The sequence below is a fragment of the Photorhabdus sp. HUG-39 genome, from assembly GCF_963878365.1.
Taxonomy (GTDB): domain Bacteria; phylum Pseudomonadota; class Gammaproteobacteria; order Enterobacterales; family Enterobacteriaceae; genus Photorhabdus; species Photorhabdus kayaii.
Genome location: NZ_CAWNWY010000013.1, coordinates 39,392 through 65,716 on the forward strand (window position 1 = coordinate 39,392; position 26,325 = coordinate 65,716).

Consider the following 26,325-nt stretch of genomic DNA (forward strand, 5'->3'; position numbering starts at 1 on the left):
ATCAATAGAATTACTTGAAATATATAAACCATTCTTATTTATTAAACTTCCTTGTTTGTTGCTATGTGAAAAAATTTTTAGTTACTTGCCTTTATCCAGATAATTTTTTGTTCTTTTTGATACATATTTTAGAAATTCAAATGCTGTGGTATCCCATAATTTAGGGCAAAAGCTAGAACTAGAATAGAGAGTTTGAAAGTCTTTCTCTATATTTTCTGAATTATGGATAAGAGACTCTATTTCCTCTATTAATTCTTTCTTCATTGCTTCATTCGTGGTATCAAGGTAGTCATTTATGACATCATCAAGCTCAGGGCCAGATATTATGTCATAGTCTTGATTGAAATAAGCAAACATTAAACGATTTAGTTCCATTTTTATTTCCTAAGATTTTAGTATGCTGGGAACGCTGTTAATATATAATACAGTTTACCATTAAATTCGGAATGGATTAAAACTATTCTAACTTTATATAATTTTTGTATATTTTGAGAGCCATTAACAAGGCCAAAACCAACAGGTGTACTTGAAGCATATTCTATCTCTTGTTTTACTCCTTTTGGAGTATGTTTTAGTAAGGTGGTTATTTTTATCTGATTATTTTTTAAGGCTTTTGAAATCACTTTCTCTGCCACATCTTGATTGTAAAATGTACTTGCTTCTTTTAATCTTCCTTTACTGTTTAGTATTCTAGCCCTTAACTCCTGCTCTGATAACCCAACATGTTTAGCCAAAGTATGTCCACCCGGTTTTAAACCTGTAGGCGATTCATGTTCAATTAACTTAATTCGTCCTACTCGTACAGAGGCAACTCTAACTGCGCCCGCTATTGAAGCAAATGACAATGGTACAGCAATATCGACAGTAAGCCCTATTTCAGAAGCGGTGTAATCATCAGCCCCAAATTCTTTTGCTAAATTTACCGCCTCGCGATAAGTTTCCGTCGTGGTTTCTCTGCCGGTAATTATTTGACTGGCAGAAGCATTCATTACATCAAGGCTGTGTGCGCCGATAATAACACAGGCAGCTTTAGTTAGGGTTGAAGGATCGGGCGCTAGACAAAGAGCGCCAGCGCCAATCAGTTCAACGACTCCTGCCGCTAAACTCGCTCCACCTAATATTCTGTTACTCCAGGTCTCTTCCTCGGTAATGGTATTATCCGACAGGATCGCCGCAAGTTGCACAGGTGATAAAACAATTCGTAATCCATTCTCAGATTCTGAATCAACGGGAGTATCAGTTAAATAAGCGGCATTATTCATCGTCAATAAATCCTGTCATCCCAGAAGCTATAAGAACCGGTTGAACAAGCAAGATTGTTCCACGTGATATCTTTGTAAGTAAAACAGATGATTTCCTGTGGTATGCCGGCATTATTATCTCTGGAATGCGGATAATTGCTTTTTATGCTGGATATCAAGGCGTGGCCTAGCCTGATAGAATAGTTTTTTTCTAATCCTCCGGTTAGTGATGTGCGATAATTTTCAAATAAACATTCCAGCTCTTCATTGTCATCGAAGCTTCGCGCCAATAAAGGCGAAGATTTATCGATGGGTTTTACTACCATAACCGGATGATGGGATACGTGTTGTTCCCTTGTCATTAAATGTTGAAGCGAGTAAATAAAAATCTCATTCTCATGACCGTGCTGGTAATGATTTCCTATGGAGTTTAAGGAGCCGCAGCCAGAGGAGATCAACCCCTGTTTTTTGCCTTTCAATGTTAGATAAATGATATTTGCCATACTGGTTGCTCCTCTAATGTGCTTTTTTTATCCTGCTGTAGGGTGTGTGCAAAAAGCAATCAAAAATTTATAAATTTAAGATAATTTACATTTATAAGGATAATTTAAACTATCAAAATGAAAAAAGAACTTAATGAAGATAGCATCAGAGTATTAAGAGGAACGTAAAAATCTGAACTGTTCAAGGTGTCGTATTTATAACAATCGCATAGCGTGAGTTGACATTCAGGTAACACCCAGTGGCCGCTACCCGAATAATTTGAAACTATCCTAAACGCATACGATTAATCTGATAAAAAACCGCCACATCCAGTATCCTAGCAAAGCAAATGTAATGACATTAAGAGAAAGTGATTTGAATCTTTTCTTCACGGTTGCATAAATTAAGGGTGACATAATCAGTAAGCATGTTGGAGCAAATACATCGCGATTACCATCTATCAGCTCTCTGTAAACAGTACAGAGATTATCTATATCCTGACCACCGATATAATACTCTTCTTCTAAGTATGACATCATATATATAAATAACGCACAAAAGATAGCATAAGTGATATTTAAAGCTATAGCTGATTTGCTCATTATGAAATTCTCACGATTAAATGCGTTGTCTTGGTTTTAATCCTGCAAATAATAAAACAGGTGTTTTTTGGGGATGGGCAGATTTTGTTATTAATTTCTTATTGTATTGTACATGGGGTATCCCATGTGCCCATAAATAATTTTGACTATTTACATCATGTAGATTGTTGGATAGCCATTTATAACGTATGAAATCGGTGGTGCCAAAACAGGGGGATCTGAGTTTATCTGCCGTATAGTGAAGGCGTTGCATATGTTGTGTTTCCTTTTCTTAAATAAATTTATACCCGTTATCTTTCAAGTTGCCTCTTTGTTGGCTGCACTCGCTCACCCCGGTCACATAGTTATCTATGCTCCCGGGGATTCACTCCCTTGCCGCCGCGATGCATCTTGAAATCCATAGGGTATATTTATATAGGCACTCCGGTTGCCATCATTTATCCTTCAAAAAGTTCCAGTGAGTTACAGAATCTCAGTATATTCAGAATTTTAATTCTTGGAAGAGGTTTTGTAATAAAAATGAGTCGGTTTAGCACGAATTAATAGCACGAGGTTTGCTGAACAAGCAGAATAAAATGCCGGGCTTGGAATAATTAGCATGGATATTTATTTTTCGTGAATATTTCTTTCTCGCCAATAACTAGGTGAGCAACCAACTAATCGATTAAAGAAGCGGGCAAAATAGGCTGGATCTTTAAATCCGAGCTGATAGGCAACTTCAAATACTGGGCAATCACTGAATAATAATAGCCGTTTAGCTTCACGCAGTTGACGGTCGAAGATAAGTCGTTTCGGTGGACGGTTGGTAAACCGATGGCACATATCTTTTAACCGCGATTCTGTAATATCTAACTTATGAGCATATTCCGGTACGGAAAGATGATGATGATAATAATTGTCTATTAATTGGTTAAAGCGCTGAAACAATTTAATTTCTCCTCGTACGCCATTCATCGGGTGATCATCAAGAGGAATATTGCGCAATAACAGGGTAAATATAGCTTGTGCCAGGAATGTCAGCGATTGCTCTCGACCGATAAAGTTATTAGATGATTCGCGGGCGATTAACGCCCAATAGTGATTAAAAGCGGCTAGCTCTTCCGGTTTATCGGCGACGGATAAGCAAATAGCCGGAATATCAAGAATATCTTTATTAGCCGGATAGAGTGATTCCAATAACGGTAATATCAGATCTTGCCGTACAGTAAGGACATATCCGTCACTGTCATCTTGAGTGAAAAAAGCGTGAGGAACGGAGGGCGGAGTCAGGATAAACAGCGGTGCCTGTACAGAATAATGTTGAGCATCCAACTGTAATTCAATATGGCCGGTGATCAAAAAATGAAGTTGGAAGAAACCATCGTGACGATGAGCTTGCATATTACGACCAAAAAATGCCGCCATCCGGCCAAAGGTCTGATAATGCACATCATCAGTGCCTTGGGTTTCATCATAATCCTTGCTGATATCAATGTTGGCAATGATAGGTTCAGCCATGATGGTTTTTCCTTTTTATTGAAAATTATGACGCTATTATCTGTCTGGCGTGTTTCATTGGGATCAGCCAAATAATGGCTGCGCCAACGACCAGCAATCCGGCAACGAAATAGAGTCCGGTATTAAAGCTTCCTGTCTGATCTTTCAGCCAGCCGATTAATAACGGGCTGAGTGCTGAACCTATGTTACCTGTAGCGCTAATAACGGCAATGCCGATCGCCCTTGCGCGTAAACTGATAGCTTGATCCGGCGTTGTCCAGAAGACCGCCATTGCGGTAAATGAACCGGCTGAAGCCATAATAATCCCAGTGAGCTGAATGACACTGTGGTGAGTCAATGAGGTCAATATCCAGCCCGCAGCGGCGAACAGATAGGGTAGCGCCGTATGCATTTTACGTTCTTGTAACCGGTCTGAACGGCGACTCCAGTAAACCATCCCGATGATGGTACAAAACTGAGGAATAGCGGTCAGAATGCCGATCATGATGTTACTGCTGCCCTGATTGAAGCTTTGCACAATCTGTGGCGTCCAGATATTAATCGCACTCAAGGTATTGGTTAGACAGAAGTAGGCCAAGGTATACATCAGCATGATCGGCGCGAAAATCTCACGCCATATACTGCGTTTTTGCATTGTCTGATAAGTTGATGAGCTTGCTGATTGAACCAGAGCGGGCTGGTCGTTATCCATCATCTCTTGTAAGCATTTTTTGTCTTCATCTGTCAGCCACTTAGCTCGCTTGGGTGAATCATCAAGATAGAACCAAACGACAATTCCCAGTAGTACCGAAGGAAAACCTTCCAGCAGGAATAACCATTGCCAGCCGTGAAGGTTCATGAGGCCATCCATTTCCAGAATATAACCGGAAGCCAGAGAACCAAACGCCATCGTCACCGGCATTGCCACCATAAACAGCGCGTTGGCACGGGCGCGATAGTAAGCCGGGAACCAGTAAGTCAGATACAACAGGATACCCGGCACGAAACCTGCTTCGGCGATACCGACTAGCATACGCAAGATATACAGACTGGTTGGTCCGGTGGCGAACATGGTAGCAGTGGAAGCGATCCCCCAGAGCACCATAATCGTGGCTATCCAGCGTCGCGCTCCGACAATGCTAAGCATGATATTGCTAGGAATACCGAAGATGACATAAGTGGCATAGAACAGCGTTGCCGCCAAACCGAACATGGTTGCGTTCAGTCCAAGATCTTTGCCCATTGTCAGGCCGGCAAACCCGATATTAATTCGATCCAGAAACGAAAATACAAATAAGACGAACAGGAAAATAATCAGGCGACGGAATAGCTTATTAATGACGGATTGCTGTTGTGCCGTTAGCGGTTTATGTTGACCAACCGGAAGCTCCGGCTGTTGCACGGCAGTTGATGAATCGCTCATTATCATTTTCCTTAATTACTGTTTTATGTGTATTACGTTGTCTAGGAAATTAAATGCTTGTTGAGTAAATCAGTTGTTATACCCGTTATCTTTCAAGTTGCCTCTTTGTTGGCTGCACTCGCTCACCCCGGTCACATAGTTTGCTATGCTCCCGGGGATTCACTCCTTTGCCGCCGCGATGCATCTTGAAATCCATAGGGTATATTATGATTGCTAAGATTAATAAACACCGGATAAAGGTGCTACCGGCGGCTCTTTATCCGCGATAAATCGTGCTGCCAGTGCTTCCGCTGTCCGAGCCAGTAAAGTTGTATCAATACCAACAGCAACGAATAGAGCGCCGAGTTTCAGGTAATGCTCGGCGACATTGGGTGCTGACATCAGAATGCCCGGCGCTTTACCCGCTACTTTGATTTGGGCGATTGCCTGCTCAATTGCGGCTTTCACTTCAGGATGTTGCGGATTATTGGTAAAGCCCATGTCGGAACTTAGATCCGCCGGACCGATAAAAACACCATCCACACCGTCTACTTTGAGGATCTCCGGCAGGTTACCGAGTGCTTCACGGGTTTCTACCTGAACCAGAACGCAGATTTCATCATTGGCGCGATGCAAATAATCAGGAATTCTGTTCCAGTGGGAAGCTCTTGCCAGAGCGCTGCCCACACCACGGATACCTGCCGGTGGATAACGGGTTGCGCGAACCGCTTCGTAAGCCTGCTCGGCGTTTTGTATCATGGGGATTAATAACGTTTGGGCGCCGATATCCAGTAGTTGTTTAATGATGACCAGATCATTCCAGGGTGGGCGCACAATGGGATGACTTGGATAAGGAGCGATGGCTTGCAATTGGCTTAAAATCGTCTGAACATCGTTCGGTGCATGTTCGCCATCAATAAGTAGCCAGTCGAAACCGGCTCCGGCCACTAATTCAGCACTATAGGGGTTACAAAGCCCTAACCATAGACCGATTTGTGGCTGGCCTGCTTTTAATGCCTGTTTAAATTTATTGGTTAACCGATCCATATTTTTCCTCCTTAAACAAAACGACAACTGATAGCACCGATGGGGCCATAATCCACATGGAAGGTATCCCCTTTATTTGCTGGAACCGGGCGGGTAAAAGAGCCGCTGAGAATGATTTGTCCTGCCTCAAGCTGAACACCATGTGGGGCCAGTTTGTTTGCCAACCATGCGACACCGTTAGCCGGATGATTAAGTACCGCAGCCGCGACACCGGATTCTTCAATCACGCCATTGCGATAGAGCAGAGCGCTGATCCAGCGCAGATCAAACTCGTCGGGTTTAATTGGTCGGCCGCCCATAATGACGCCGCCGTTGGCGGCATTGTCAGAAATCGTATCGAACACTTTGCGTGGACGCTTGGTTTCCGGATCGATGTTATGGCAACGGGCGTCGATCAATTCCAACGCTGGAATGATGTAATCGGTTGCATTGTAAACATCAAACAGTGTGCAGTTCGGGCCACGCAAAGGTTTTGCCAGAATAAATGCCAGTTCGACCTCAATACGGGGCACAATAAAGCGATCACAGGGAATATCACTGCCATCAGGGAAAAACATATCGTCCAGCAGAGCGCCATAATCTGGCTCACTGATTTGTGAACTGGCTTGCATAGCCTTTGAGGTCAGGCCAATTTTATGGCCTTTGAGTACGCGACCTTCGGCAATTTTCAACTCCACCCAGTGACGCTGAATAGCATAAGCATCGTCGATGGTGATTTCAGGGTAATCCAATGAGATCTGGCGTATTTGTTCACGGCTTTTTTCTGCTTGATGCAGACGATGTGCAACCTGTGATACGACTTCTTTCTGTAACATGCGGTTAAACTCCTGTGTCCTCTATGCCACCAAAGCAGAGGTATTTCACTTCCAGATAATCTTCGATACCGTAACGAGAACCTTCACGTCCCAAGCCCGATTGTTTAATGCCGCCGAAGGGGGCGGCTTCATTAGAGATCAAACCTTCATTGATCCCGACCATGCCGCTCTCCAGCGCTTCTGCCACACGGTAGATCCGGCCGATATCGCGGGAATAAAAATAAGCCGCCAGCCCAAATTCAGTCTCATTTGCCAGATGAATGGCTTCTGCTTCATCACGGAATTTGAACAGGGGAGCAATAGGGCCAAATGTTTCTTCTTGGGAGATAAGCATGGATTCATTGACATCAGCCAGTACGGTAGGTTCGAAGAACAGACCGCCTAGAGCGTGTGGTTTACCCCCGGCCAATATGCGTGCGCCGTGGGAAATGGCGTCACTGATGTGTTCCTCGACTTTATCGACGGCGGCTTGATTGATCAGTGGGCCTTGTTGTGATTTGGCATCGTTGGCCGGGCCAACCTGCAACCGATTAACGGCTTGTGCCAGACGTTCGGCAAAAGTGTCATAAATGGTTTCCTGCACCAAAATTCGATTAGCGCAAACACAGGTTTGACCGCTGTTGCGGAATTTAGCTATCAACGCTCCCTGTACCGCGGCATCAATATCAGCATCATCAAAAACGATAAATGGTGCATTGCCGCCCAATTCTAGTGATAGCTTTTTCACGGTATCGGCACTTTGTGCCATCAAGAGCTTACCGACACGGGTTGAACCAGTAAAAGAGAGTTTGCGAACAATCGGGCTTTGGGTCATAACCCCGCCGATGGTTTTTGCATCGACGCCAGTCACCACATTGAATACCCCTGCGGGAATGCCGGCTTGTTCCGCTAGCGCGGCCAGAGCCAGAGCGGAAAGTGGGGTTTCCGAGGCGGGTTTTAGGATCACCGTGCAGCCCGCTGCCAGAGCAGGGCCAACCTTGCGGGTGATCATGGCGTTGGGGAAGTTCCACGGTGTAATGGCCGCCACAACGCCAATAGGTTGTTTAATCGTGGCAATCCGGCGACCGGGCAAGGGGCTTGGAATGGTTTCACCGTAGGTACGTTTACCTTCTTCCGCAAACCATTCGATGAAACTGGCACCATAAGCGATCTCGCCCATAGCTTCTGTCTGTGGCTTCCCTTGCTCCCGGCTCAACAATTCAGCCAGTGCCTGTTGATTTGCCAGCATTAACTGAAACCAACGTTGCAGGATCTGGCTGCGTTGTTTGGCTGTCATGGCTCTCCAGGCTGGCAGGGCTTGCTGAGCGGCTGCAATTGCGCGTTCTGTTTCGGCCGCCCCCATATTACTGACGTGGGCAATAACTTCACCATTTGCCGGGTTAGTCACCTTAAAAGTTGCTTGGTTGTCGGCATCAACCCACTGCCCGTTGATATAAGCTTGTTGACGCAGTAATTCCGTATTTACATTATTTGTCATGATTTTTTTCTCCTGAAGACACTTGTATGAGTGGTTTTCGCCGGTAGAAAGTGGCTAGCTGTTGGCATAACCAACACAATCCAGCACAAACCGTCATTACAAGGGCCATAGCAAAAGGGGTTTCATCTTGTAGTAAAGAGACGGCAACACTGGCAAGTGCTGCCATAGCAAATTGTGCGGAAATCGCGAGCGCGCTGGCGCTGCCGGCAAGTTGGCCTCGATGTTGAAGTAATAAAGAGAGGCTGTTAGTACCAATGGCATTAACCAGCGAGATAAACAGTACGATCAAAATGACGATCACCGTCAGACTTTGCTGATAAAAGATAACCAGTAAGATGCCAAACAGTAATTGAGCACTGGTTTGGATAAATAACAGACGAGAAAGATCGTAGACTTTTAGTAAACGGACATTGAGCAGCACTATTGCCATCATGCCGAGTGCATTACAGGCGAACAGTAACCCATAGTAATTCGCCGGAACCTGAAAATAGTTGATATAGACGAAAGGGGAACCACTGATAAATGCGAACATAGCCGCACAAGTAAATGCCAATGTGCCGATAGTTGCCATAGCTTCACCGTCAGTCAGTAACTTGCCGTAATTTTTAAAAGCGGTGATAAGTTTTCCATTGTTACTCTGAGCGGGCAGCGTTTCTGGCAAGAAAAATAGTAATAATATTCCACTGATACAACCGAACAGGCCCAATAACGCAAATATGGCTTGCCAATTGAAATAGGTTAACAATAAGCCACCAAGTAATGGGGCAATAAGTGGCGCTATCATGGTCACTAAAGTCATGAGTGATAGCACGCGTGGTAATTCCTGTGGGCCATAGATATCACGGGCGATCGCTCGGCCCATGACCACCGCGGCGCCGCTGCCAAATGCCTGTAATGCGCGCAGTAAAATCAGGTGTTCAACGTGTGTCACCAAGGTACACAACGCACTGGCAACGACAAATAATGCGATACCGCTGAGCAGCAGTTTTCTTCGCCCTAAATGGTCGCTCAGTGGGCCGTATAACAGCATACCGATACAGAAACCGGCGAAAAATGCGCCCAAAGTATGTTGCATCTGCCCTTGTGTTGCCTGTAATTGCCTTGCCATTTCCGGCAAGGCTGGCAGGTACATATCGATCGACAGAGGCCCGAAGGCCACCAGTGCGCCTAATAAAGGGATTAACCAGCGAGGAGGATGCGGATGAAAGGGCTTCGGCATCACTACTCCTTACGAAACAAGGCGTGGACGTTGTTTTGTTTGTAGTTCAATACCGGGTCTAATTCTTCCATCGTAAAAGAGAGGGCAAGGTAACGTTGTGCCATCAGCGAGGCAAAATGTTGTTTGATCAGAGTGAACAGTATCTCACCAACCTGTTGACGGCTTTCAAGGCTGCGTCCTGCGCCGATTTTCAGTGTCATATGGACGAAGGCGTAATCATGTTGACCATCGGCCATTTGCCAAGTATCCAGCCAGATGGCGCGGCTGCGTATGCCGCCTAATGGGAAAATACCGGTATCTGCCAGCGCCTGATTCACTTTGACAAACAATTCAGGCAAATTGGCTTGTTCGCGGATATTTTCCGTACATTCAGCATAAAAATGTGGCATTAGGTTGCTCCTAATCAGGGGATCGCGGGTTTATCGGTGATGTAATCAGGTAGTGGAAATACGGCGTTGACTTGCCCGGTACCAGAACTCGCAAACAGTTCAGTCAGAAACTCCACTTTACCGTCATATTTATCCCAACCGAGTAGACCTAATAACATCACCGTGTCGTGCATATTGCCTTCGCCATAACAATAATCTGCATATTCCGGCAGCATCTTGCAGAACTCTTTGAATTTGCCCTCTTTCCAAAGTTGAACCACCCGATGATCCATCTGTTCATCAAATTCTCGGGTGTAGCTATTCATGCCCTCTTCAGCGCGTTGATCATCAATAAAGCGGTGAGAAAGGGAACCGCTGGCGAGTACAGCAACGGTGCCATCATATTTCTCAATCGCTGTCAGAATTGCCTCTCCAAGACGACGGCTATCTTCAAAAGCATGGACAGTGCAGAATGCGGAGACCGAGACAACTTTAAAATGTCGGTCACTGTTCATGTAACGCATTGGTACCAGCGTGCCATACTCCAGTTTCAGGCTTGAGATTTCATGCGCCTGAGCGCGTACGCCGACATTGCGTGCCTCTTCTGCGATCATTTGTCCCAATTCAGGGTTACCGTCATATTCATAACTCATATCCCGGATGAAGTGGGGTAATTCATTACTGGTGTAAATGCCGGAGAAATGGTCGGCGCAATTGATGTGATAGGCACTATTCACCAACCAGTGCGTATCAAACACAATAATGGTATCGACACCCATTTCGCGACAACGGCGACTGATCTCTTTGTGACCATCAATCGCTCCCTGACGGCAACCGTGATGCTTTCCCGGTAGTTCAGACAGATACATGGATGGCACATGTGTAATTTTGGCTGCTAACGCTAACTTACCCATAAAATCCTCATTTGATATCAGGACGGCGAACCGGAATTCGCCGTGGTTAACGCTGACGGAACGGTTATACCCCCCAACGTGGGATTGGATGATCCCCCATAGAGATACAGACGTTTTTCATCTCAGCAAACACGTCAAAACTGTATTCACCGCCTTCACGGCCAGTGCCAGAGGCTTTCACGCCGCCGAAGGGTTGACGCAGGTCACGGACGTTCTGGGTGTTGACGAATACCATGCCAGCTTCAATATTGCGGGCCAATCGCAAGACTTTGCTGACATCCTGCGTCCAGATGTAAGAAGCCAGACCGTACTCCACGTCATTTGCCAGGCGCAGACCTTCTGCTTCATCTTTGAATGGCAGCAGGCAGGCGACAGGGCCAAAGATCTCCTCCTGAGCAACCCGCATACGGTTATCAACATCCGCCAGCACCGTTGGGCGCAGGAAATGGCCCTCTTTCAGGTGTGTCGGCAAATCGATGGGCTTGTCTGGGCCACCAGCCAGCAACGTTGCACCTTCCTCTATTCCCAGACGGATGTAACCGGAGACTTTCTCCCAATGCGGCTTGCTGATAAGTGCACCGATCTGGGTGGTTGGATCTTGTGGATCACCCACCCGCAAACGATTAGCGCGTTCCACAAAACGCTTAATAAACTCAGGGTAGATACTTTCCTGAATGAAAATGCGTGAACCGGCGGTACAACGTTCACCATTAATAGAGAAAATGGTGAACAACGCGGCATCCAGTGCGCGATCAATATCCGCATCTTCGAAGATCAGAACCGGAGATTTACCCCCTAGTTCCATTGAATATTTTTTCAAGCCGGCATTTTTCATAATCTGACGACCCGTTGCTGTGCCGCCGGTAAACGAAACTGCCCGTACATCGTGATGTTTCACCAGTGCGTCACCCGCGGTAGCACCATATCCCTGAACCACATTCAGCACACCGGCAGGGATACCCGCTTCTCGTGCCAATTCTCCTAAACGGTTTGCGGTTAATGGGGAAAGCTCTGACATTTTCAGTACTGCGGTGTTACCTAGTGCTAAACAGGGGGCAACTTTCCAAGTGGCGGTCATAAATGGCACGTTCCACGGAGAAATCAGTGCACAAACACCGACGGGTTGCACCAATGTATAGTTGAGCATCTTGTCATCAACGGGATAGGTACGGCCGTTCATTTGCTGACAAATCTCAGCAAAGAAGTTGAAATTGTGAGAAGCGCGAGGGATCAGCACATTTTGTGTCTGATGAATGGGCAAACCGGTATCTTTGGTTTCCATTGCGGCGATTTCAGGCACATTCTCATCAATCAGTTCACCCAAACGGCGCATCAGGCGTGCACGCTCTTTCATCGGCAGATCTGCCCATTTGGGAAAGGCTGCCTTTGCGGCGGCAACGGCTTGATCAACCTCTTCTTGACCGCCGGAAGCGACTTCTGCCAGCACTTCGCCGGTAGCCGGGTTTGTGGTTTCAAAATAGGTTTTACTGCTGACGTTTTTGCCGTTGATCCAATGGTTAATTACGGTCATTACAGACTCTCCTCATACTCTTGCTGGCTGACAATACGGTTGACCAGACGCCCTACACCTTCAACTTCAACAATAACTTCATCTCCCGGCACCACATCGGATAATCCTTTTGGCGTGCCGGTGGCGATCATGTCTCCCGGTTGCAGCGTCATAAAGTCACTTAAATAAGCGATCAAGAATGGAATATTGAAGATCAAATCAGCGGTTGTGCCGCGTTGACGCAATTCACCATTAACCCAGGTGCTTAATGTCAGATTATGCGGATTGGGTACATCTTCTTTATCGACGAACCACGGACCGATGGGGGTCAGTGTATCGCGGCTTTTTACCCGGAGATTAGGGCGATAGTAGTTTTCCAGATAGTCACGGATTGCGTAATCGTTACAGACGGTGTACCCGGCAACGTAATCCATCGCTTGTTCTTTAGTCACTTTGTGGGCGGTTTTGCCGATGACAACCACCAGCTCGGCTTCATAATGCATATATTCCACATTATCAGGGCGAACGGAAACCTGACGATGACCGGTTAGCGTATTGGCGGCCTTGATAAAAACCAGCGGTTCTTTGGGAGGCTTAAATTCCAGCTCAGTGGCGTGATCAGCATAATTCAAACCGAGGGCAAACAGGGTACCGTTTGCGGGTGGCAGCCACTGAACGGATTCGCCGTTGATTTTACTGCCATCAGGCAGACAGACATTTTCCTGTTCATCGACGGTAACAATCAAATCGCGACCTTGATAGTGAACTCTTGCGTGTTTCATGCTTTTTCTCCCACTTGCACAACCTGATTTTCCAGTGATGGGAAACCTGCTGCTCGAATAACAACTTTGTCGCCCGGTTTGATAGCCACGCGTTGGTGTGGCGTTCCAAGCAGGATCACATCCCCCTCTTTAAGGGTTGCGAAATCACTCAATGCTGCAACTAATTCCGTGGCTGAACGTACCAGATCGGCGGTTGACCAGCGATCGACTTCCTGACCATTGATTTCGGTAATAATATCTAACGCATCAATGGATTTAGGATGGATCATTTGGCCTATGGGGCAAAAACCATCACGACACTTAGCTTTAATTGCCGGACGATAAAAAGCGGTTTCAGGCAGGCTGACTTCATTAGCTAATGCATAACCTGCGATATATTCGGCTGCGTTTTCGATAGCAACTTTGCGGGCGGTTTTACCTATTATTAATGCCAGCGTTGCACCGCTTTGAACCTCTTCACCTACCGGATGGGGAATCGCTTCACCGGAGGTGATAACGGTATTGCGTGATTTAATGAACCATACTGGTGTCTTAGGCAAAGTGTTATAAGGTGTTTGCTGAAATGAGTCATGCCAGAAATCTACCTGGCTCTGGTGGTTGAGGGCTACGGCGAAGACAGTGCCTTTCATTAACGATTCCTCATAAACTTAAACGGGCGGTTTTAAGATGCACTTATTAATATATTAATAAACTACAGGGCGAGTTGTTGCAATATGTTAATGTGTTTGTTAATTTTAATTGTGATCTCAGTAACAATATCTCCCCTAAATTTGTTTTTTATCATTATTAATCAATATATTAATCTTTTTATGGATAAAGTACTTACTTCTTTATTAACCTTTTATTAACCTAATTTTAAGAGTTTATTTTTATTTACTTATTAATATTTTTATGATTTTTTCTTTGTGGTTGACTGAGGGACGTGCTAGTCTTTTTTACTGTGTTTATAGAGTGAGATATACCCTATGGATTTCAAGATGCATCGCGACGGCAAGGGAGCGAATCCCCGGGAGCATAGATAACGATGTGACCGGAGTGAGTGCAGCCAACAAAGAGGCAACTTGAAAGATAACGGGTATAATACTTTCAACAGAGAGTAAATCAGTGATTAACTAAAATAAGAGCCTTCATTACCCATGCATGAATCTCTGACAATTGCATTACTTCAAGCGCGAGAAACCGCGATGGGTTTTTTCCGCCCAATCCTTAAGAGTCATAATTTGACTGAACAGCAGTGGCGTATTATTCGTGTACTGTCTGGTAATCGGTCAATTGATTTTTATGATTTGTCTTGCCAGACCTGTATTCTTCGTCCAAGTTTGACTGGGATATTAACTCGTATGGAGCGTGATGGCTTGATCTTTCGTCTTAAACCGATGAATGACCAGCGCAAACTTTATGTTTCTTTAACACCGGATGGCCAGAAACTTTATGAAAAGGCGAAAGAGCAGGTAGAACAGGGATATCAGGCGATTGAAAAAGCTTTTTCGCCGGAAAAGCTGGTTCAGCTTTCAGCGTTGTTGGAAGAGTTAATTGCTGTTGGTAAGAACTCACTGATAAATACGGAAAAGGATGAGGGTAATGAATAATAGTGAAATTGCTGAGCAGAATCAGCAATTATCAGTTTTATCTATTGAATAATTAGCGTTAATATTTCCTGTGGGGAGATAATAAATTGCCCTCGAAATAGTGTACCTGTTGGGTAATGATGGGTGAGAGTTTCCCGCAACGCTAATGTTATTTCATTATTTTCGAGGGATAGAGCAGTAATTTCAGCCGCTTCAAAACCAAAGAACCGTTTTACTTGTGGATAGAGTGCCTTATACAAACTCTCTTTTACAGAAAAGGCAAGGGTAAATGCTTGTTCAAGTGGTAAATGACAATGTTTCAGAAGTTGAATTTCCTTGTCATTCACAATCATTTTTGTGATTTCATCTATATTTTGACGATCGACGATCGCTTCTACATCGACACCAATTAATCGGTTATGAGTTTGCGGTGCAGCCATCACAATTGCACAATGAGATGAATGAGAAACAGAACCGCAAATACCTTCCGGCCAAATTGGAGCGCGATCATTACCGGAGATCAAATTAAATGCTGGTTGCCCTAATTGCGCTAAAAGTTGTCTGGCGCAATAACGTGCTGCCAGATATTCAGCCCGCCGCTTTTTGACGGCTTTAGCTAATGTATCAGGGAAGGGAAAATTTAATTGATTGAACAATTCATCGTGATAATGTGAAAGTTCAAAACGAGCTTGCCAGAAATGCACTTGGGGATGTTTAACAACTGTTCCATACTCGATTTGAGTCATAAATCCGTTGTCATATTCTGGCAGTGATGCTTGATTGGTGTGTATAACTGTCTGTTCCATGTTAATTATCCAGATAAGGAAATACTGTCCAGTTTATACTGAATATCACTCATATTGAACGGTAAAATGTGCTGTAGCGTTAGCTTTTCCGCCTGTTATTCTATCATCGGTTTGGTAATAGCGGGCAGTGAAAGGTAAATTATAACGAGAATTCCTGTCAGAATGACCGACAACAAATGGCTTTCCAACAGGAACGGGCGTTCCCATATATAAGATTTGCACACCAACCCCTTTTGCTGTATTCGCTGCATTAGCTCTGTTTAATTGAATAATACTCTCTGGGGCGCCACTGATTGTTCTTGCTGAAAATGTAATTGTAGGTTCGATTTTTTCTGTACATTCAATGCCGATATTAAAATCAGCATGGCCGGCAGTTGTTCCTTTTCCTTTAAATGAAGAACTATAAACATCATGAAATCTAACGGTTTGATCGCCAGATAGCGCCATGCAACCTTGAGCAGTAACATGATATCTTGTTTTGTTTCTTATGGTTATTAGACGGATGCCGTTCGATGTTTGTAATAGGGAAATTATTCCAGCGTGCAATGATTTTCCCGATTTAATTGCGCCTTCTTTATAGAGATAAACATCAATATCACCGATATCTTTCCAGGTGATTTTTTTCTTTTCTGGCGGGTAATAGATATAACTTCTGCCATCCGTCGTGGGATATTTCATATTATTTAGGTTCCCAGTAGGAGCAACAAAATATAAATAGAGATTCTCTATACCTGTTGTTAGCTTTCCTGTCCCATGCTCCGTATTACCTGACATGCCAGGATAAACACTTTCACCAAAAACCAAATATCCGTTGTCATCACATGAAAAAATAGGATCATTTATATTGAGCCCCATGCTGCTAGCTAATTGTTCAGCACTAAATCTGGCAACATGAATACTTTTAGTATTTAATGTATTTAAGTTTAATTTAAGTGAACTTAAGTCAAAATATACAGTGCCGTTACCCGTTGTGGATTCTGAAATACAAGCAGCATGTATTTTATTGATATTGAAAAGTAAAACAGCAGAAATTAATAATCGTAAACAAGATTTCATATCTATGCCTATTGAGATTTATTCTTAATTACTGACAACGCAATTTACTAATAACACCATTTATTAATAACACAATGAAGCGAGAGTAATGCCATCCGGTATAATTTATTAGTGAAATTAATATGGCAGATTTATTTATAGTCTAAGAGACTATCCCAATAGGCGTAATTGTTGCAGGCCGTTCTTAATAAATAAACAGTGAACACGGACAGTGCGGAAAAACCGGAGCGTACACGTAGTACGTGAGGATTTTGAGCACTACCTAGGTTCGCTCTTTATGGCAAAGAATGGCAAATAAAATAGCCCTATTGGGATAGGTAGTAAATCAGGTTTTAATTCTGCTGCATCATTAACATCACTGAAGAAAATGTCTCTTTTTTCTCATGTTATCGTGATGTTAATAATTTAAGTCAAGTTGGATGGTTTGTAAAGCTATTTGTATTCAAATGTGAAATGTACTGTTGCATTAGCTTTTCCGCCGGTTACTTTATCATCTATTTGGTAATATTGGGCAGTAAGCGGTAAATAATAAAGATCTTTTTGACCTCTCCATTCAGTTATAGTAAGAGGTGTATCCATATAAACAGGATTATTGTTATGTAACAATTGAACACCAATACCTCTGGCGGTTTTTCCCTCGCTGTATTGATGTAGTTTAACAATGCTATTTAGACTTGGGCTCACTACTTCTCCTGTGAACTTAATAGTGGGGATATTTTTATCTTTGCATTGAATGAGAATAGTAAAGCTATTACGAGGGCCAGAAGTAGAGCCTTTCCCTTTAAATAAAGAAGTATTCATCCTTCCAAGTTTTATTTCTGTATAGGGTGTGGATGTCATACAGCTTTGACTGCCAATGATATTGTCCTTGTTATATTTGATATTTATTAATTTTTTACCATCACTTGTTGATAAAGAAGATATCAACCCTTTTTTTAGTATGGAGCCTGATTTGATATCACTCTCTTGAATAAGATTAATTGTTATTTTACCGATATCTCTTAACGTTATTTTTCTATTGATGCCATCATGAGAGTTACCCTTCCCATCTCCATCATAAGATATAGAAAAATATAAATTATCTACACTGGTTTTTATCCTACCACTCTCGTTAGAGAACCCTATTCTACCTGATGTTGTTGCGAAAGATATATTTTCATTATTATCACAGCTAGCAATGGGGGAATCGGCTTTAATTCCTATTTTGTTAGCCAGCTCCATAGGACCATATTCAGCGATGATAATAGATCTTCGATTATTAAAGTCTGCATTGATAATTTCGTTTATCTCAACATTTAAATCAATCGCTTTAAAATCTCTGTGTAATTTACATGAGGCAATTGATCTTGTAACATTGAATAATGTTAGTAACAATATTGCCAATATAACTAATTTATTTTTCATACTTTCCCTGAATAAATACTACTTTAATCACCGACAACGCAATGAAGTCAGAATAATACCATTAATTTTCTGATATAATTTACTATCGAATTGAATATGACAGCTTTGTTTATCGCCTAAATCGGCTGTTAATTTTGCTGTGTCACTCACACCACTTAGGAAAACTTCTCCCTTTTCATTCACCATACCATTGACACCATTTGGGCCCGTGATTACTGTGCCGAATGGAAGTTTCTTACCGTTATGTTGTAAATTTAAAAATACTCGATGACCGACACGAATAGAATAATCCGCCAATACCAATGCCCCCTTGGTTGGAATGACCTTAGTGGTTGGATTATCAATATCTACGTCATCACCGAATGTATTGGTATCAAGGGATAACATATTTTCCCGATATTGCGATATATAAGGCACAATGGTATATCCCCGCCAATCTGTACTGATAGCGCTATTATTCAGTACATTGGCATTGGTTGCCCCGGGGGCACGAATTAAGGCACTGGCGCCGCTTTCGCTAATATTTTGCGCTAGGGTAACGCCATAGGGATGGGCAATAATGGCGCCCTCTAATCCATAATTAACCCGCTGATTTTTTCTATGATCAGTGGTATAGCCTACATTAATTGAACCATATGAACCTCTGTAATATAGACTGGCGGCATTACCTGATTGTTTTTCTTTCTCTGATTTTTCGTAGCTGTAATCCTGAGAAATACTATAGTTCAGATTCTGTTGTTCCAGTAAAGAGCCGGATAATGTCATTGAGTGCTGGCTGCTACCGTTGATGTTATAAGCGGTATCATAATCTACCGATGCACTGTGATTATCTGATGGCAGCCATTTATCCAGAGGAATACTGATATTGAATGAAAACACTTGATCGTTATTAATACTTGAGCGATTACGATGGTAATTATAGCTTAATGATAAAGCGATATCATGAATATTGGTGTTATAGGACATAGAATATGACTGATTCTTACGGGTTTTATCTTGCCAGTAATCTTGCTGCCAAGCCGATAATGAAAAGCTGCCATATTGTCCTAAGCTTTGGCCCATCATTATTTGCATCCGGTTTTTAGGCGCGCTATTTCTGTTATTATCAGCAAATGGGTGATTATTATTGGCATCGCTAAAGCTGTAATAACCATTGGTATTGTAGCGATAACCCGCTAATGTCACTGTTGTATTAGTTTCAGTAAAACCTTTACTGTAGCGTATCTGATAAGATTGTCCGCTTTTCTTTTCTCCATTTGGGAAATGAGTTGCTGCATTGGTGACATCGATTGATACCGCGCCAATTTTTCCCAGATTATGCCCTAAACCTAATGCATGACTTTGATAGTCAGAAGAAACAATGACTCCACCATAAATGGTGGTGCTATCCCATAACCCGTAAATAGCTTCTGTCTGAATAAATCTTTTTTTGCTGGCCTGTTTGCCACCGCTGAATTTACCGATATTAGCAAAATATTTTATTTGGCCGGTACGGATCATCAATGGTGAGGCAGCAAAAGGTTGAGTAAATTTTCTGACATTGCCATTTTCTTCATAAATGGATATTTCCAGATCACCATTCAGGTTACTGGGGTAAATATCGGTAATTTCAAAGGCGCCAGGTGGAACAAAAGTCTGATAAATAATATTATCTTTCTGGTGCACTTCTATTCTTGCGTGAGTCATCGCAATACCGCGGACAACAGGCGAAAACCCTTGTTGGCTATCTGGCAACATTTGGCTATCAGACATCAATTTAATGCCATTAAAAGTGAAACTATCGAATACCATGCTATCGGTGGATGTTTCACCCAATACCAGCCGAGATCTTAATGAGCGAATATCCCGTTCAGCATAGGCTTTAAGCGATTGCCATTCAGATGTTGTACCCGTATGGTTGTAGTAACTATTATGACGAATTCGCCACGGACCTAAATTAAAGCCACTACGTAAATTCAGATATTGATTCTGTTCACTTTGATTTTTATTCCAGGATTGCATTCCTGTCAGATGATAATTGGTGAAAAACATAGGCAGACCATCATCCCACTGATCAGGAGAAATATCTCCCCTGATTTGCGATTGCATGGCCGCTTGCGGAAAATTCAACATTAGTGTAAGAGCACTTAAATCCAGTTCTGCTGATGCCTGTTTAATATATTTCTCCGGTTGAGAAATGATTTCTTGTTCAGCAAGGGAGGCTAATTCTGGGAAGCTTGCTATTTTTACCCCGATTTCTTTCAGTAAACTGATAGATAATTCAGGGCAAAGTTTCTCACCACAGTCAATAAAGGATAGGCTTTTAATGCCGATATCCTTTTTATTGACGATAACGTTAACTTTATAGACGCCTGGAATATAGGAGTCCGTTTTTGCCAGACTTTCCAGATTAATATTTTCTCTGTCTTCGTCTGATAATTGTAATGCATTGATATCGAAATACAGCTCTGCATATGCTGGCAACGATAAACAACAAATCATTAAAGCAAAACTGATTATTCTTTTCACAATACACTCATCAGACAATATTATCAGAAATTAAACTGGCGCTCTTCTGTTGTGCCACCGTAATCATTGATAGCAGTCAGAGTCACGCTTTTTATGCCATTTTTGGCTGAAAATACCTTATGACTAAAAGGGGGAATAAATCCGGGTTTAGGTATTAATGTTCCGTCAATTTTCATCTCATTAAGATTAATATAATAAGCCGTGGGGTTAGTTAATTGAACGCCACTGGCATTACGTGATGCTGACAAACGATTAATGGCATCATTAGCCTCGTTATCAGATAATCCTGATGGACGATAAATTAATTTGATAATGTTTTTTATCGTGATGATCATCTTACTATTGTCATTTTTTTCGACAGCCGGAATCGCATTGACATTAAGTAAAAATATCGATTCCCGATCCGCTGGCAGATGATTGCCGATATATGAAACACGGATCTGGTGTTCGCTCTCTTTCGACATTTTAAACAATGGCGGTGTAATAACGAACGGTACTTTATTTTGACTGTTATCGATATTATCTACCCACGATTGTACAAGATAAGGTCTTTCTGTATCCGAGTTGGTGATAGAAATAGTGGCTTCTTTTTGTGAGCCATTATAGATCAGGCGAGTTCCGCCTAAAGTAATCCCTGCTTGTACTTGTCCCATAAAAAAGACAAGTAAAAAGGGAGTAATAAAGCGAAGCATTTTTACTCCTTTGGTTATAAAAATGTTTAATTATATTAAAGATGTTTATTCGATGATTATGGATATATGATTGTGAAATTGAAAGTTTTATCTATAGAGCCAATCGAAACATTATTTTTTGTTGAAATTAGTCCTGCTCTGAAATTCATAGTGGCGGTGTTACTTGCAATTGTTGCAATCCCAGGGACATTTGTTCCTGGTGCTATGTTGTTTCCATCACTTCCTTTGAGTATTTGAATACCTACGCCGGCAAGTCCTGAACTGTAAACATTTTTATTATCAGCGTCAGGTCCGCCATCAAATGAGATACCTAGAGCTCCTGTCACATCACAGGATGTTAAGGAGATAGAAAAGTCTTTACTTATACCAACTATATTTGCCTTTCCTCCAAATGCGTTTTTTGACAACTTACCGAAGTCTACTACAACATCTTTGGTAGTTATCGTACACCCTTCATTAATAATAGTACCTCGGAATTTAATTGTTCCATCATAAGATAACGCACTGAAACTACTGAAAACTGCTAATACCGTCACTAAAGAAGCCAAAATAAAATTCTTTTTCATTTAAAAATACCTTACCTTAATAAATATGTGTTTTAGTCTTGTCTATACAATAAAAATATATATCTAACCATTAGGATAGTTTAATGGTTGATAATATCATTAAAGTCATTTTTATCATGATATAGAATGCAATCGCATTTTTAACCATTCCTTTAGTTTATCCTAATTTAGTCATTTTTTCTCACCATGTTATAGTCTGCTCATATATATTCATATTATTGATAATAATGTCTGATATTAATTGTTTTTCAGACAAGAATTATTTTATTCTCTAAAATATCATCTATTGTTGCAAATCTAAATCTAAATCTAAATCTAAATCTATTCGTGTTGTTAATAATGATTCTTATTTTTATTAAGATGTCTAAAATCCTACGACACGATAAGCCCTGTGTTAATAGCAAAGTTCTTTTAATGTATTGCTAATAACGTAGTGAAAAGTACTTACAGGCAAGGTACGTAGCACATATGGATAAATTCATCTTCACTATTTTTATTGAAATGGAAATTCAATAGCGATATTAAAAAAAGTAGTCTATAGCTACTCAACGCACTAGTATCTTACTCAAAGAAAGTGAATATTCTGATTGGGCAAACCGTAATATGTAATGCCATCGCATTAATGATATTAATACGATCGGATAAAATGCCATCCTAACCACAGTTAAGATAACGAAAATTTCTTCTTATTTTTCTTAGAACCTTAAGTTGATTTCCAATTCAGAGTTTCGTCTTTGCTTTAGTTTTATTCTCACTCGATGGAAAACAGTATTAACTAAAATATGATCTTTTTCAACAATTTAAACAAAAAAATAGTATTTTTTTTGCAATTAATTAAAATTTCTTTCTATTTCATTGTGTTATAAAATTAAATTAATCGATTGATTGAGTTAATTTAATCAAGAAATAATAATGATGTTTATTTAATGTCTTATTTTTCATCGTGATATAAATTAGACAAATTGATTCATTTTTGTCTTATTATTAATTCGGATATTCTATTGCTATCGATGTGGCTGTATACTTCATCGTCAAAATCATTAATCACAGTTTTAGTCATGGAAGAAATTAATTGAGTTGGAACCGCGGCGTTAACAGATGTCATCTATGTGGTGTATACATATACATTTAGCGTATTCGATAAATAGATGGATCTCTGCTATGGGAAATTTATATTGTAAATATTTAATTAATGGTTGGGTGCAAATTAAATCACCAAGGCCATTACGGCGTAAAATTGCAATTTTCATATGTTGTTAACTAACATATGGGCAAATAGTGCTAATAATATTGTCACTTTCGATACCGTGAAGTGGTCATGGTAACTTTTGTATCCGTAAATTGCATACCGTAATTAATACGGAACTCCCTGAGACAGAGATCACAATTCAGCTTGAATATCCCATTCCTGTCAGATTGATCTCAATCTGGCTATTTTTGCCCATCCCCCGATAGGCTTCAAAGTTGATGAGGAAAAAAATGGGTACTCAGTTAGCGCTAAGATTTTAATACTCTTTTGCCGTGTTCCCTGAGTTCCCCATCTGGTCCTACATACTTATAGAGAGCCTGTCTGCTAATCCCAAGCTCTTCACATAATTCAGATACGCTACAATCTCTATTCTTCATGGAAGCTTGTGCCAGGCGAACCTGAGATTTTGTGAGTTTAAAAGAACGTCCACCTTCACGTCCTCTTGCTCTGGCCGCTGCCAGCCCTGCTTTTGTTCGTTCACTGATCAACTCCCGTTCAAATTCGGCCAGCGCGGCAAAAATCCCAAAGACCAATTTGCCACTGGCCGTCGTCGTATCAATTTCTGCACCTTGCCCGGTCAGGACCTTAAATCCGATTTTTCGATCCGCAAGATCATGGATAGTATTCACCAGATGTTTTAAGCTTCGGCCAAGCCTGTCAAGCTTCCATACCATTAACACATCGCCAGGCCTAAGGGCTTTCAAACAGGCATCCAATCCAGGACGTTTGTCTGACTTCCCTGATATTTCATCCTGATAAATGTTTTCTTTATTAACACCGGCAGCAAGTAAAGCATCCAGTTGGAGATCCTGCACCTGACTTCCATCAGATTTGGAGACACGGGTATACCCAATTCGCATGAACGACCTATTTTAATTGTTTAAGTTTTTCAATGGATTTGTTTTCTATCAGGATCTTCATTTGACTGACCGCAACGCGATTCAGCTTTTGGAACCTGTCGTTTGCAGAGAAGCCTTGCTCGATAAGTTCAGCATTGAAGCTTTCTAAATTAGATAACACGACAAGCTGTTCCAGTGTGGCATAGTCCCGTATATTGCCTTTTAGTTCCGGGTTCTCTTTACGCCAGTCGCTGGCTGTCTTGCCAAACAAAGCCAGATTCAATATATCGGCCTCATTAGCGTAAGCAAAGTTTCTTGCTTTTGGGTTAAGCTCCAGGGCGGGAATAATGTTCGTTTTTATTGACTCTGTATGAATATGATAGTTGACCTTGGCCAAAGTGCGCGAAACATTCCATTCCAGATTTTTCTGTTCATTTTCTGCTTGTTTGAGCCGTTGGAATTCTTTTAATAGATAGAGCTTAAACTCCGCGCTGATCCAGGAAGCAAACTCAAAAGCAATATCCCGATGCGCATAAGTTCCGCCATATCTGCCCGCTTTCGAGATGATCCCGATTGCATTGGTGGTTGTGATCCAGCGTTTTGGCGTGAGAGAGAAACTGTTTGCGCCCGCTTCATGTTTAAACCCATCGAATTCGATGGAATTAAAATCGGGATTATGGAGCTGTTCCCACAAACCGATAAACTCAATGGTACTGCGGTTTCTCATCCAGTTTTGCAGAATGTAATCACCGCGGTCGCCATCTTTGTACTTAGCGATGTCAGATAGCGATATATAGTCATCTTGTTTGTCGGAAAAGACAGAGACTTTTATACCCCGAACATCAATTTTTTGCGCCATAAACCTTTCTTCTCGCTTTTGGTGTGTCAGTTAAACGAAGGTTTAAATGACAGCCTTGTTTTAGCCTAAATACGGATGGAAAGATGTAATATAAACTGTATATAAATCTATGTCTATTAAAGGTAGAAAGAAAAAGATAAAGTGACATATTCAATGTCACCCTGCCATATTAAGAATTAAAAAAATGAATACCAATAAAAAGCGCCTGACTATACTGACTCAACCTGAAATTCAGGACTATTTTGGCCTGCCTCGATTTACTTTGGAGGAACGAGAATACTATTTCACCTTATCCGATACGGAGCATCAGATAATATCGCAAGATTGGTCTGTTAACTCCAGGGTGAACTTCATTCTTATGCTTGGGTATTTTAAATCCAGGAAAATATTCTTTACCTACACGCTGGAAGGTGTCATCACGGATATTTCTTATATTCTGGCTTGCCATTTCCCTGATCATTCTGCCGCCAATATAAAAGTTCCAGGCAAGACGACCCGGATACAACTGCAAAGACTTATTTGCCAGCATCTGAATTATCAACGCTATGGCAGTGTCATGGCAGAACAATTAGCTGAACTGGCCGCACGGGTTGTTAAAAGGTCAGCTAATCCTGGGTTTATCTTGCGGGCTTTGTTAAGTCACCTCAATAAAAATCAGATCATTACCCCTGCGTACAGTACCCAACTAAAAAAGGCACTAAGGGACTTTAGTTATACCGAAATTGTCAGAGAATCCACCTGGGTAAAGCAACTCAGTCCCCTTTATGAATTTGCCTGTCAGTGGTTACCCTCACTTTGCATATCAAATGAAAGCATCCGCTATTATGCAACACTGATTGAATATTATTCAGTTTATAAGCTTCGGCGATTTGACCCTTTGATCGCTTATTTTTATCTTCTTTGCTACACCTACCATCGAACGCACGTCATCAATGACAATCTGGTCGAAGCCTTTATTGGCCATGTCCGCCAGTATGAAGAAGCCGCTAAACTGTTTGCTAAAGATATGGTGTATAAAAGGAAGTCTCAAGCGAATGAGGATATCAAGGCCACAGGCAAAATATTGGGCTTTTTCTTGAACCCCGATATCACTGACAATGTCTCTTTTGGTGAGATACGAGCCAAAGCATTTCAGGTGTTGAACAGGGAAAAAATGGAGATAGTGACCCTCTTTATCGGGTCATCAGGCTTTGATGAAGAGGAGTTTCATTGGCAACACTTGGAGACCTTATCGGCCGCCTTTAAAAAGAATTTGCGTCAAATTATCCGGGTACTGGACTTTAGTAGTCATACCGATGAGTCAGGACTTCTTGAAGCCGCAATTTTTGTCCAGACTTGTCTTAGGGATGGAAAAATCACCTCAACTCATTCCTGATCGATATGAATTTGCCGTATACAGGATGCTTAAAATAGCCTTTGAATCAGGGGACATTTTTAACCAG

General features: G+C 41.9%; 25 protein-coding genes. 2 read left to right on the top strand and 23 right to left on the bottom strand.

The annotated features are described in order from the left end of the window. Positions 1 to 81 precede the first annotated feature (81 nt). The 15 genes from AAC155_RS10590 to AAC155_RS10660 form a co-directional block, all read right to left on the bottom strand. Positions 82 to 375: a contact-dependent growth inhibition system immunity protein gene (locus tag AAC155_RS10590; protein ID WP_113042099.1), complete on the bottom strand. Its 294-nt coding sequence runs from the start codon at positions 373 to 375 to the stop codon at positions 82 to 84. 17 nt (positions 376 to 392) lie between these two features. Further along, entirely contained in the window at positions 393 to 1,262 is an 870-nt protein-coding gene (locus tag AAC155_RS10595) for an RNase A-like domain-containing protein (protein ID WP_113042100.1), read from the bottom strand. 2 nt (positions 1,263 to 1,264) lie between these two features. After that, positions 1,265 to 1,744: an Hcp family type VI secretion system effector gene (locus AAC155_RS10600; protein ID WP_113042101.1), complete on the bottom strand. Its 480-nt coding sequence runs from the start codon at positions 1,742 to 1,744 to the stop codon at positions 1,265 to 1,267. 270 nt (positions 1,745 to 2,014) lie between these two features. Continuing rightward, on the bottom strand, positions 2,015 to 2,326 hold the full coding sequence (locus AAC155_RS10605) for a YjeO family protein (protein WP_113042102.1): 312 nt from the start codon (positions 2,324 to 2,326) through the stop codon (positions 2,015 to 2,017). A 606-nt stretch (positions 2,327 to 2,932) separates the two neighbouring features. Next, a complete protein-coding gene (hpaA, locus tag AAC155_RS10610; RefSeq protein ID WP_113042104.1) occupies positions 2,933 to 3,823 on the bottom strand; it encodes a 4-hydroxyphenylacetate catabolism regulatory protein HpaA in 891 nt (296 codons plus the stop codon). A 25-nt stretch (positions 3,824 to 3,848) separates the two neighbouring features. Next, positions 3,849 to 5,225 carry a 4-hydroxyphenylacetate permease gene (gene hpaX / locus AAC155_RS10615; RefSeq protein WP_113042105.1) on the bottom strand — a complete coding sequence of 459 codons (1,377 nt, stop codon included), beginning with the start codon at positions 5,223 to 5,225 and terminating at the stop codon, positions 3,849 to 3,851. Positions 5,226 to 5,444: 219 nt separating this feature from the next. Next, the gene (gene hpaI / locus AAC155_RS10620) at positions 5,445 to 6,251 is read right to left on the bottom strand and encodes a 4-hydroxy-2-oxoheptanedioate aldolase (protein ID WP_113042106.1); all 807 of its coding nucleotides are present in this window, start codon (positions 6,249 to 6,251) and stop codon (positions 5,445 to 5,447) included. 11 nt (positions 6,252 to 6,262) lie between these two features. Next, positions 6,263 to 7,066, bottom strand: coding sequence for a 2-oxo-hept-4-ene-1,7-dioate hydratase (gene hpaH / locus AAC155_RS10625; protein WP_049583187.1), 804 nt, complete (start codon positions 7,064 to 7,066; stop codon positions 6,263 to 6,265). Positions 7,067 to 7,070: 4 nt separating this feature from the next. Further along, positions 7,071 to 8,543, bottom strand: coding sequence for an NAD-dependent succinate-semialdehyde dehydrogenase (locus tag AAC155_RS10630; RefSeq protein ID WP_113042107.1), 1,473 nt, complete (start codon positions 8,541 to 8,543; stop codon positions 7,071 to 7,073). Next, positions 8,533 to 9,762 (bottom strand): Bcr/CflA family multidrug efflux MFS transporter, encoded by a 1,230-nt coding sequence (locus tag AAC155_RS10635; RefSeq protein ID WP_191214828.1) that lies wholly within the window; start codon positions 9,760 to 9,762, stop codon positions 8,533 to 8,535. The genes AAC155_RS10630 and AAC155_RS10635 overlap by 11 nt, the downstream gene beginning before the upstream one ends. Before the next feature lie 2 nt (positions 9,763 to 9,764). Continuing rightward, positions 9,765 to 10,151: a 5-carboxymethyl-2-hydroxymuconate Delta-isomerase gene (locus AAC155_RS10640; RefSeq protein ID WP_113042108.1), complete on the bottom strand. Its 387-nt coding sequence runs from the start codon at positions 10,149 to 10,151 to the stop codon at positions 9,765 to 9,767. A 14-nt stretch (positions 10,152 to 10,165) separates the two neighbouring features. Continuing rightward, a complete protein-coding gene (hpaD, locus tag AAC155_RS10645) occupies positions 10,166 to 11,044 on the bottom strand; it encodes a 3,4-dihydroxyphenylacetate 2,3-dioxygenase (protein ID WP_113042109.1) in 879 nt (292 codons plus the stop codon). A 64-nt stretch (positions 11,045 to 11,108) separates the two neighbouring features. After that, on the bottom strand, positions 11,109 to 12,575 hold the full coding sequence (gene hpaE, locus AAC155_RS10650) for a 5-carboxymethyl-2-hydroxymuconate semialdehyde dehydrogenase (RefSeq protein ID WP_113042110.1): 1,467 nt from the start codon (positions 12,573 to 12,575) through the stop codon (positions 11,109 to 11,111). Continuing rightward, a complete protein-coding gene (locus AAC155_RS10655) occupies positions 12,575 to 13,336 on the bottom strand; it encodes a fumarylacetoacetate hydrolase family protein (protein ID WP_113042111.1) in 762 nt (253 codons plus the stop codon). Before AAC155_RS10655 ends, hpaE begins: the two co-directional genes overlap by 1 nt. Continuing rightward, positions 13,333 to 13,965: a fumarylacetoacetate hydrolase family protein gene (locus tag AAC155_RS10660; RefSeq protein ID WP_113042112.1), complete on the bottom strand. Its 633-nt coding sequence runs from the start codon at positions 13,963 to 13,965 to the stop codon at positions 13,333 to 13,335. The genes AAC155_RS10655 and AAC155_RS10660 overlap by 4 nt, the downstream gene beginning before the upstream one ends. A 507-nt stretch (positions 13,966 to 14,472) precedes the next feature. On the opposite strand from AAC155_RS10660, the gene hpaR reads away from it, so the two are divergent. Continuing rightward, positions 14,473 to 14,925 carry a homoprotocatechuate degradation operon regulator HpaR gene (hpaR, locus tag AAC155_RS10665; protein ID WP_113042113.1) on the top strand — a complete coding sequence of 151 codons (453 nt, stop codon included), beginning with the start codon at positions 14,473 to 14,475 and terminating at the stop codon, positions 14,923 to 14,925. Positions 14,926 to 14,966: 41 nt separating this feature from the next. Here the strand turns inward: hpaR and AAC155_RS10670 are convergent, their stop codons facing one another. From AAC155_RS10670 to AAC155_RS10705, 8 genes are all read right to left on the bottom strand, one after another. After that, positions 14,967 to 15,710 (bottom strand): 4'-phosphopantetheinyl transferase family protein, encoded by a 744-nt coding sequence (locus tag AAC155_RS10670; protein WP_113042114.1) that lies wholly within the window; start codon positions 15,708 to 15,710, stop codon positions 14,967 to 14,969. A 45-nt stretch (positions 15,711 to 15,755) separates the two neighbouring features. Beyond that, the gene (locus tag AAC155_RS10675) at positions 15,756 to 16,766 is read right to left on the bottom strand and encodes a fimbrial protein (RefSeq protein ID WP_113042115.1); all 1,011 of its coding nucleotides are present in this window, start codon (positions 16,764 to 16,766) and stop codon (positions 15,756 to 15,758) included. Between the two features lie 432 nt (positions 16,767 to 17,198). Continuing rightward, complete coding sequence (locus AAC155_RS10680; protein WP_113042116.1) at positions 17,199 to 18,170, bottom strand: fimbrial protein; 972 nt, start codon at positions 18,168 to 18,170, stop codon at positions 17,199 to 17,201. A 27-nt stretch (positions 18,171 to 18,197) separates the two neighbouring features. After that, positions 18,198 to 20,678 carry a fimbria/pilus outer membrane usher protein gene (locus AAC155_RS10685; RefSeq protein ID WP_229015672.1) on the bottom strand — a complete coding sequence of 827 codons (2,481 nt, stop codon included), beginning with the start codon at positions 20,676 to 20,678 and terminating at the stop codon, positions 18,198 to 18,200. Between the two features lie 23 nt (positions 20,679 to 20,701). Then, positions 20,702 to 21,370: a fimbrial biogenesis chaperone gene (locus AAC155_RS10690; protein ID WP_113042118.1), complete on the bottom strand. Its 669-nt coding sequence runs from the start codon at positions 21,368 to 21,370 to the stop codon at positions 20,702 to 20,704. Between the two features lie 56 nt (positions 21,371 to 21,426). Further along, entirely contained in the window at positions 21,427 to 21,936 is a 510-nt protein-coding gene (locus AAC155_RS10695; RefSeq protein ID WP_113042119.1) for a fimbrial protein, read from the bottom strand. A 1,497-nt stretch (positions 21,937 to 23,433) separates the two neighbouring features. After that, positions 23,434 to 24,045, bottom strand: a complete 612-nt coding sequence (locus AAC155_RS10700) for a recombinase family protein (protein ID WP_113042120.1) — start codon at positions 24,043 to 24,045, stop codon at positions 23,434 to 23,436. Between the two features lie 7 nt (positions 24,046 to 24,052). Further along, entirely contained in the window at positions 24,053 to 24,883 is an 831-nt protein-coding gene (locus AAC155_RS10705; RefSeq protein WP_113042121.1) for a KilA-N domain-containing protein, read from the bottom strand. A gap of 184 nt (positions 24,884 to 25,067) precedes the next feature. Between AAC155_RS10705 and AAC155_RS10710 the strand changes: the two genes are divergently transcribed. Further along, positions 25,068 to 26,258, top strand: a complete 1,191-nt coding sequence (locus AAC155_RS10710; RefSeq protein WP_113042122.1) for a DUF4158 domain-containing protein — start codon at positions 25,068 to 25,070, stop codon at positions 26,256 to 26,258. Positions 26,259 to 26,325: the final 67 nt, after the last annotated feature.

Bases quoted from the DNA above. Each gene is read 5' to 3' on its own strand.
- hpaH (WP_049583187.1), bottom strand. From the start codon at position 7,066: ATGTTACAGAAAGAAGTCGTATCACAGGTTGCACATCGTCTGCATCAA.
- AAC155_RS10660 (WP_113042112.1), bottom strand. From the start codon at position 13,965: ATGAAAGGCACTGTCTTCGCCGTAGCCCTCAACCACCAGAGCCAGGTA.
- AAC155_RS10710 (WP_113042122.1), top strand. From the start codon at position 25,068: ATGAATACCAATAAAAAGCGCCTGACTATACTGACTCAACCTGAAATT.
- hpaX (WP_113042105.1), bottom strand. From the start codon at position 5,225: ATGAGCGATTCATCAACTGCCGTGCAACAGCCGGAGCTTCCGGTTGGT.
- AAC155_RS10635 (WP_191214828.1), bottom strand. From the start codon at position 9,762: ATGCCGAAGCCCTTTCATCCGCATCCTCCTCGCTGGTTAATCCCTTTA.
- AAC155_RS10675 (WP_113042115.1), bottom strand. From the start codon at position 16,766: ATGAAATCTTGTTTACGATTATTAATTTCTGCTGTTTTACTTTTCAAT.
- AAC155_RS10600 (WP_113042101.1), bottom strand. From the start codon at position 1,744: ATGGCAAATATCATTTATCTAACATTGAAAGGCAAAAAACAGGGGTTG.
- AAC155_RS10605 (WP_113042102.1), bottom strand. From the start codon at position 2,326: ATGAGCAAATCAGCTATAGCTTTAAATATCACTTATGCTATCTTTTGT.
- AAC155_RS10670 (WP_113042114.1), bottom strand. From the start codon at position 15,710: ATGGAACAGACAGTTATACACACCAATCAAGCATCACTGCCAGAATAT.
- AAC155_RS10630 (WP_113042107.1), bottom strand. From the start codon at position 8,543: ATGACAAATAATGTAAATACGGAATTACTGCGTCAACAAGCTTATATC.
- AAC155_RS10700 (WP_113042120.1), bottom strand. From the start codon at position 24,045: ATGCGAATTGGGTATACCCGTGTCTCCAAATCTGATGGAAGTCAGGTG.
- hpaA (WP_113042104.1), bottom strand. From the start codon at position 3,823: ATGGCTGAACCTATCATTGCCAACATTGATATCAGCAAGGATTATGAT.
- AAC155_RS10695 (WP_113042119.1), bottom strand. From the start codon at position 21,936: ATGAAAAAGAATTTTATTTTGGCTTCTTTAGTGACGGTATTAGCAGTT.
- AAC155_RS10590 (WP_113042099.1), bottom strand. From the start codon at position 375: ATGGAACTAAATCGTTTAATGTTTGCTTATTTCAATCAAGACTATGAC.
- hpaI (WP_113042106.1), bottom strand. From the start codon at position 6,251: ATGGATCGGTTAACCAATAAATTTAAACAGGCATTAAAAGCAGGCCAG.
- AAC155_RS10655 (WP_113042111.1), bottom strand. From the start codon at position 13,336: ATGAAACACGCAAGAGTTCACTATCAAGGTCGCGATTTGATTGTTACC.
- hpaE (WP_113042110.1), bottom strand. From the start codon at position 12,575: ATGACCGTAATTAACCATTGGATCAACGGCAAAAACGTCAGCAGTAAA.
- AAC155_RS10680 (WP_113042116.1), bottom strand. From the start codon at position 18,170: ATGAAAAATAAATTAGTTATATTGGCAATATTGTTACTAACATTATTC.
- AAC155_RS10690 (WP_113042118.1), bottom strand. From the start codon at position 21,370: ATGCTTCGCTTTATTACTCCCTTTTTACTTGTCTTTTTTATGGGACAA.
- AAC155_RS10595 (WP_113042100.1), bottom strand. From the start codon at position 1,262: ATGAATAATGCCGCTTATTTAACTGATACTCCCGTTGATTCAGAATCT.
- AAC155_RS10705 (WP_113042121.1), bottom strand. From the start codon at position 24,883: ATGGCGCAAAAAATTGATGTTCGGGGTATAAAAGTCTCTGTCTTTTCC.
- hpaR (WP_113042113.1), top strand. From the start codon at position 14,473: ATGCATGAATCTCTGACAATTGCATTACTTCAAGCGCGAGAAACCGCG.
- AAC155_RS10640 (WP_113042108.1), bottom strand. From the start codon at position 10,151: ATGCCACATTTTTATGCTGAATGTACGGAAAATATCCGCGAACAAGCC.
- hpaD (WP_113042109.1), bottom strand. From the start codon at position 11,044: ATGGGTAAGTTAGCGTTAGCAGCCAAAATTACACATGTGCCATCCATG.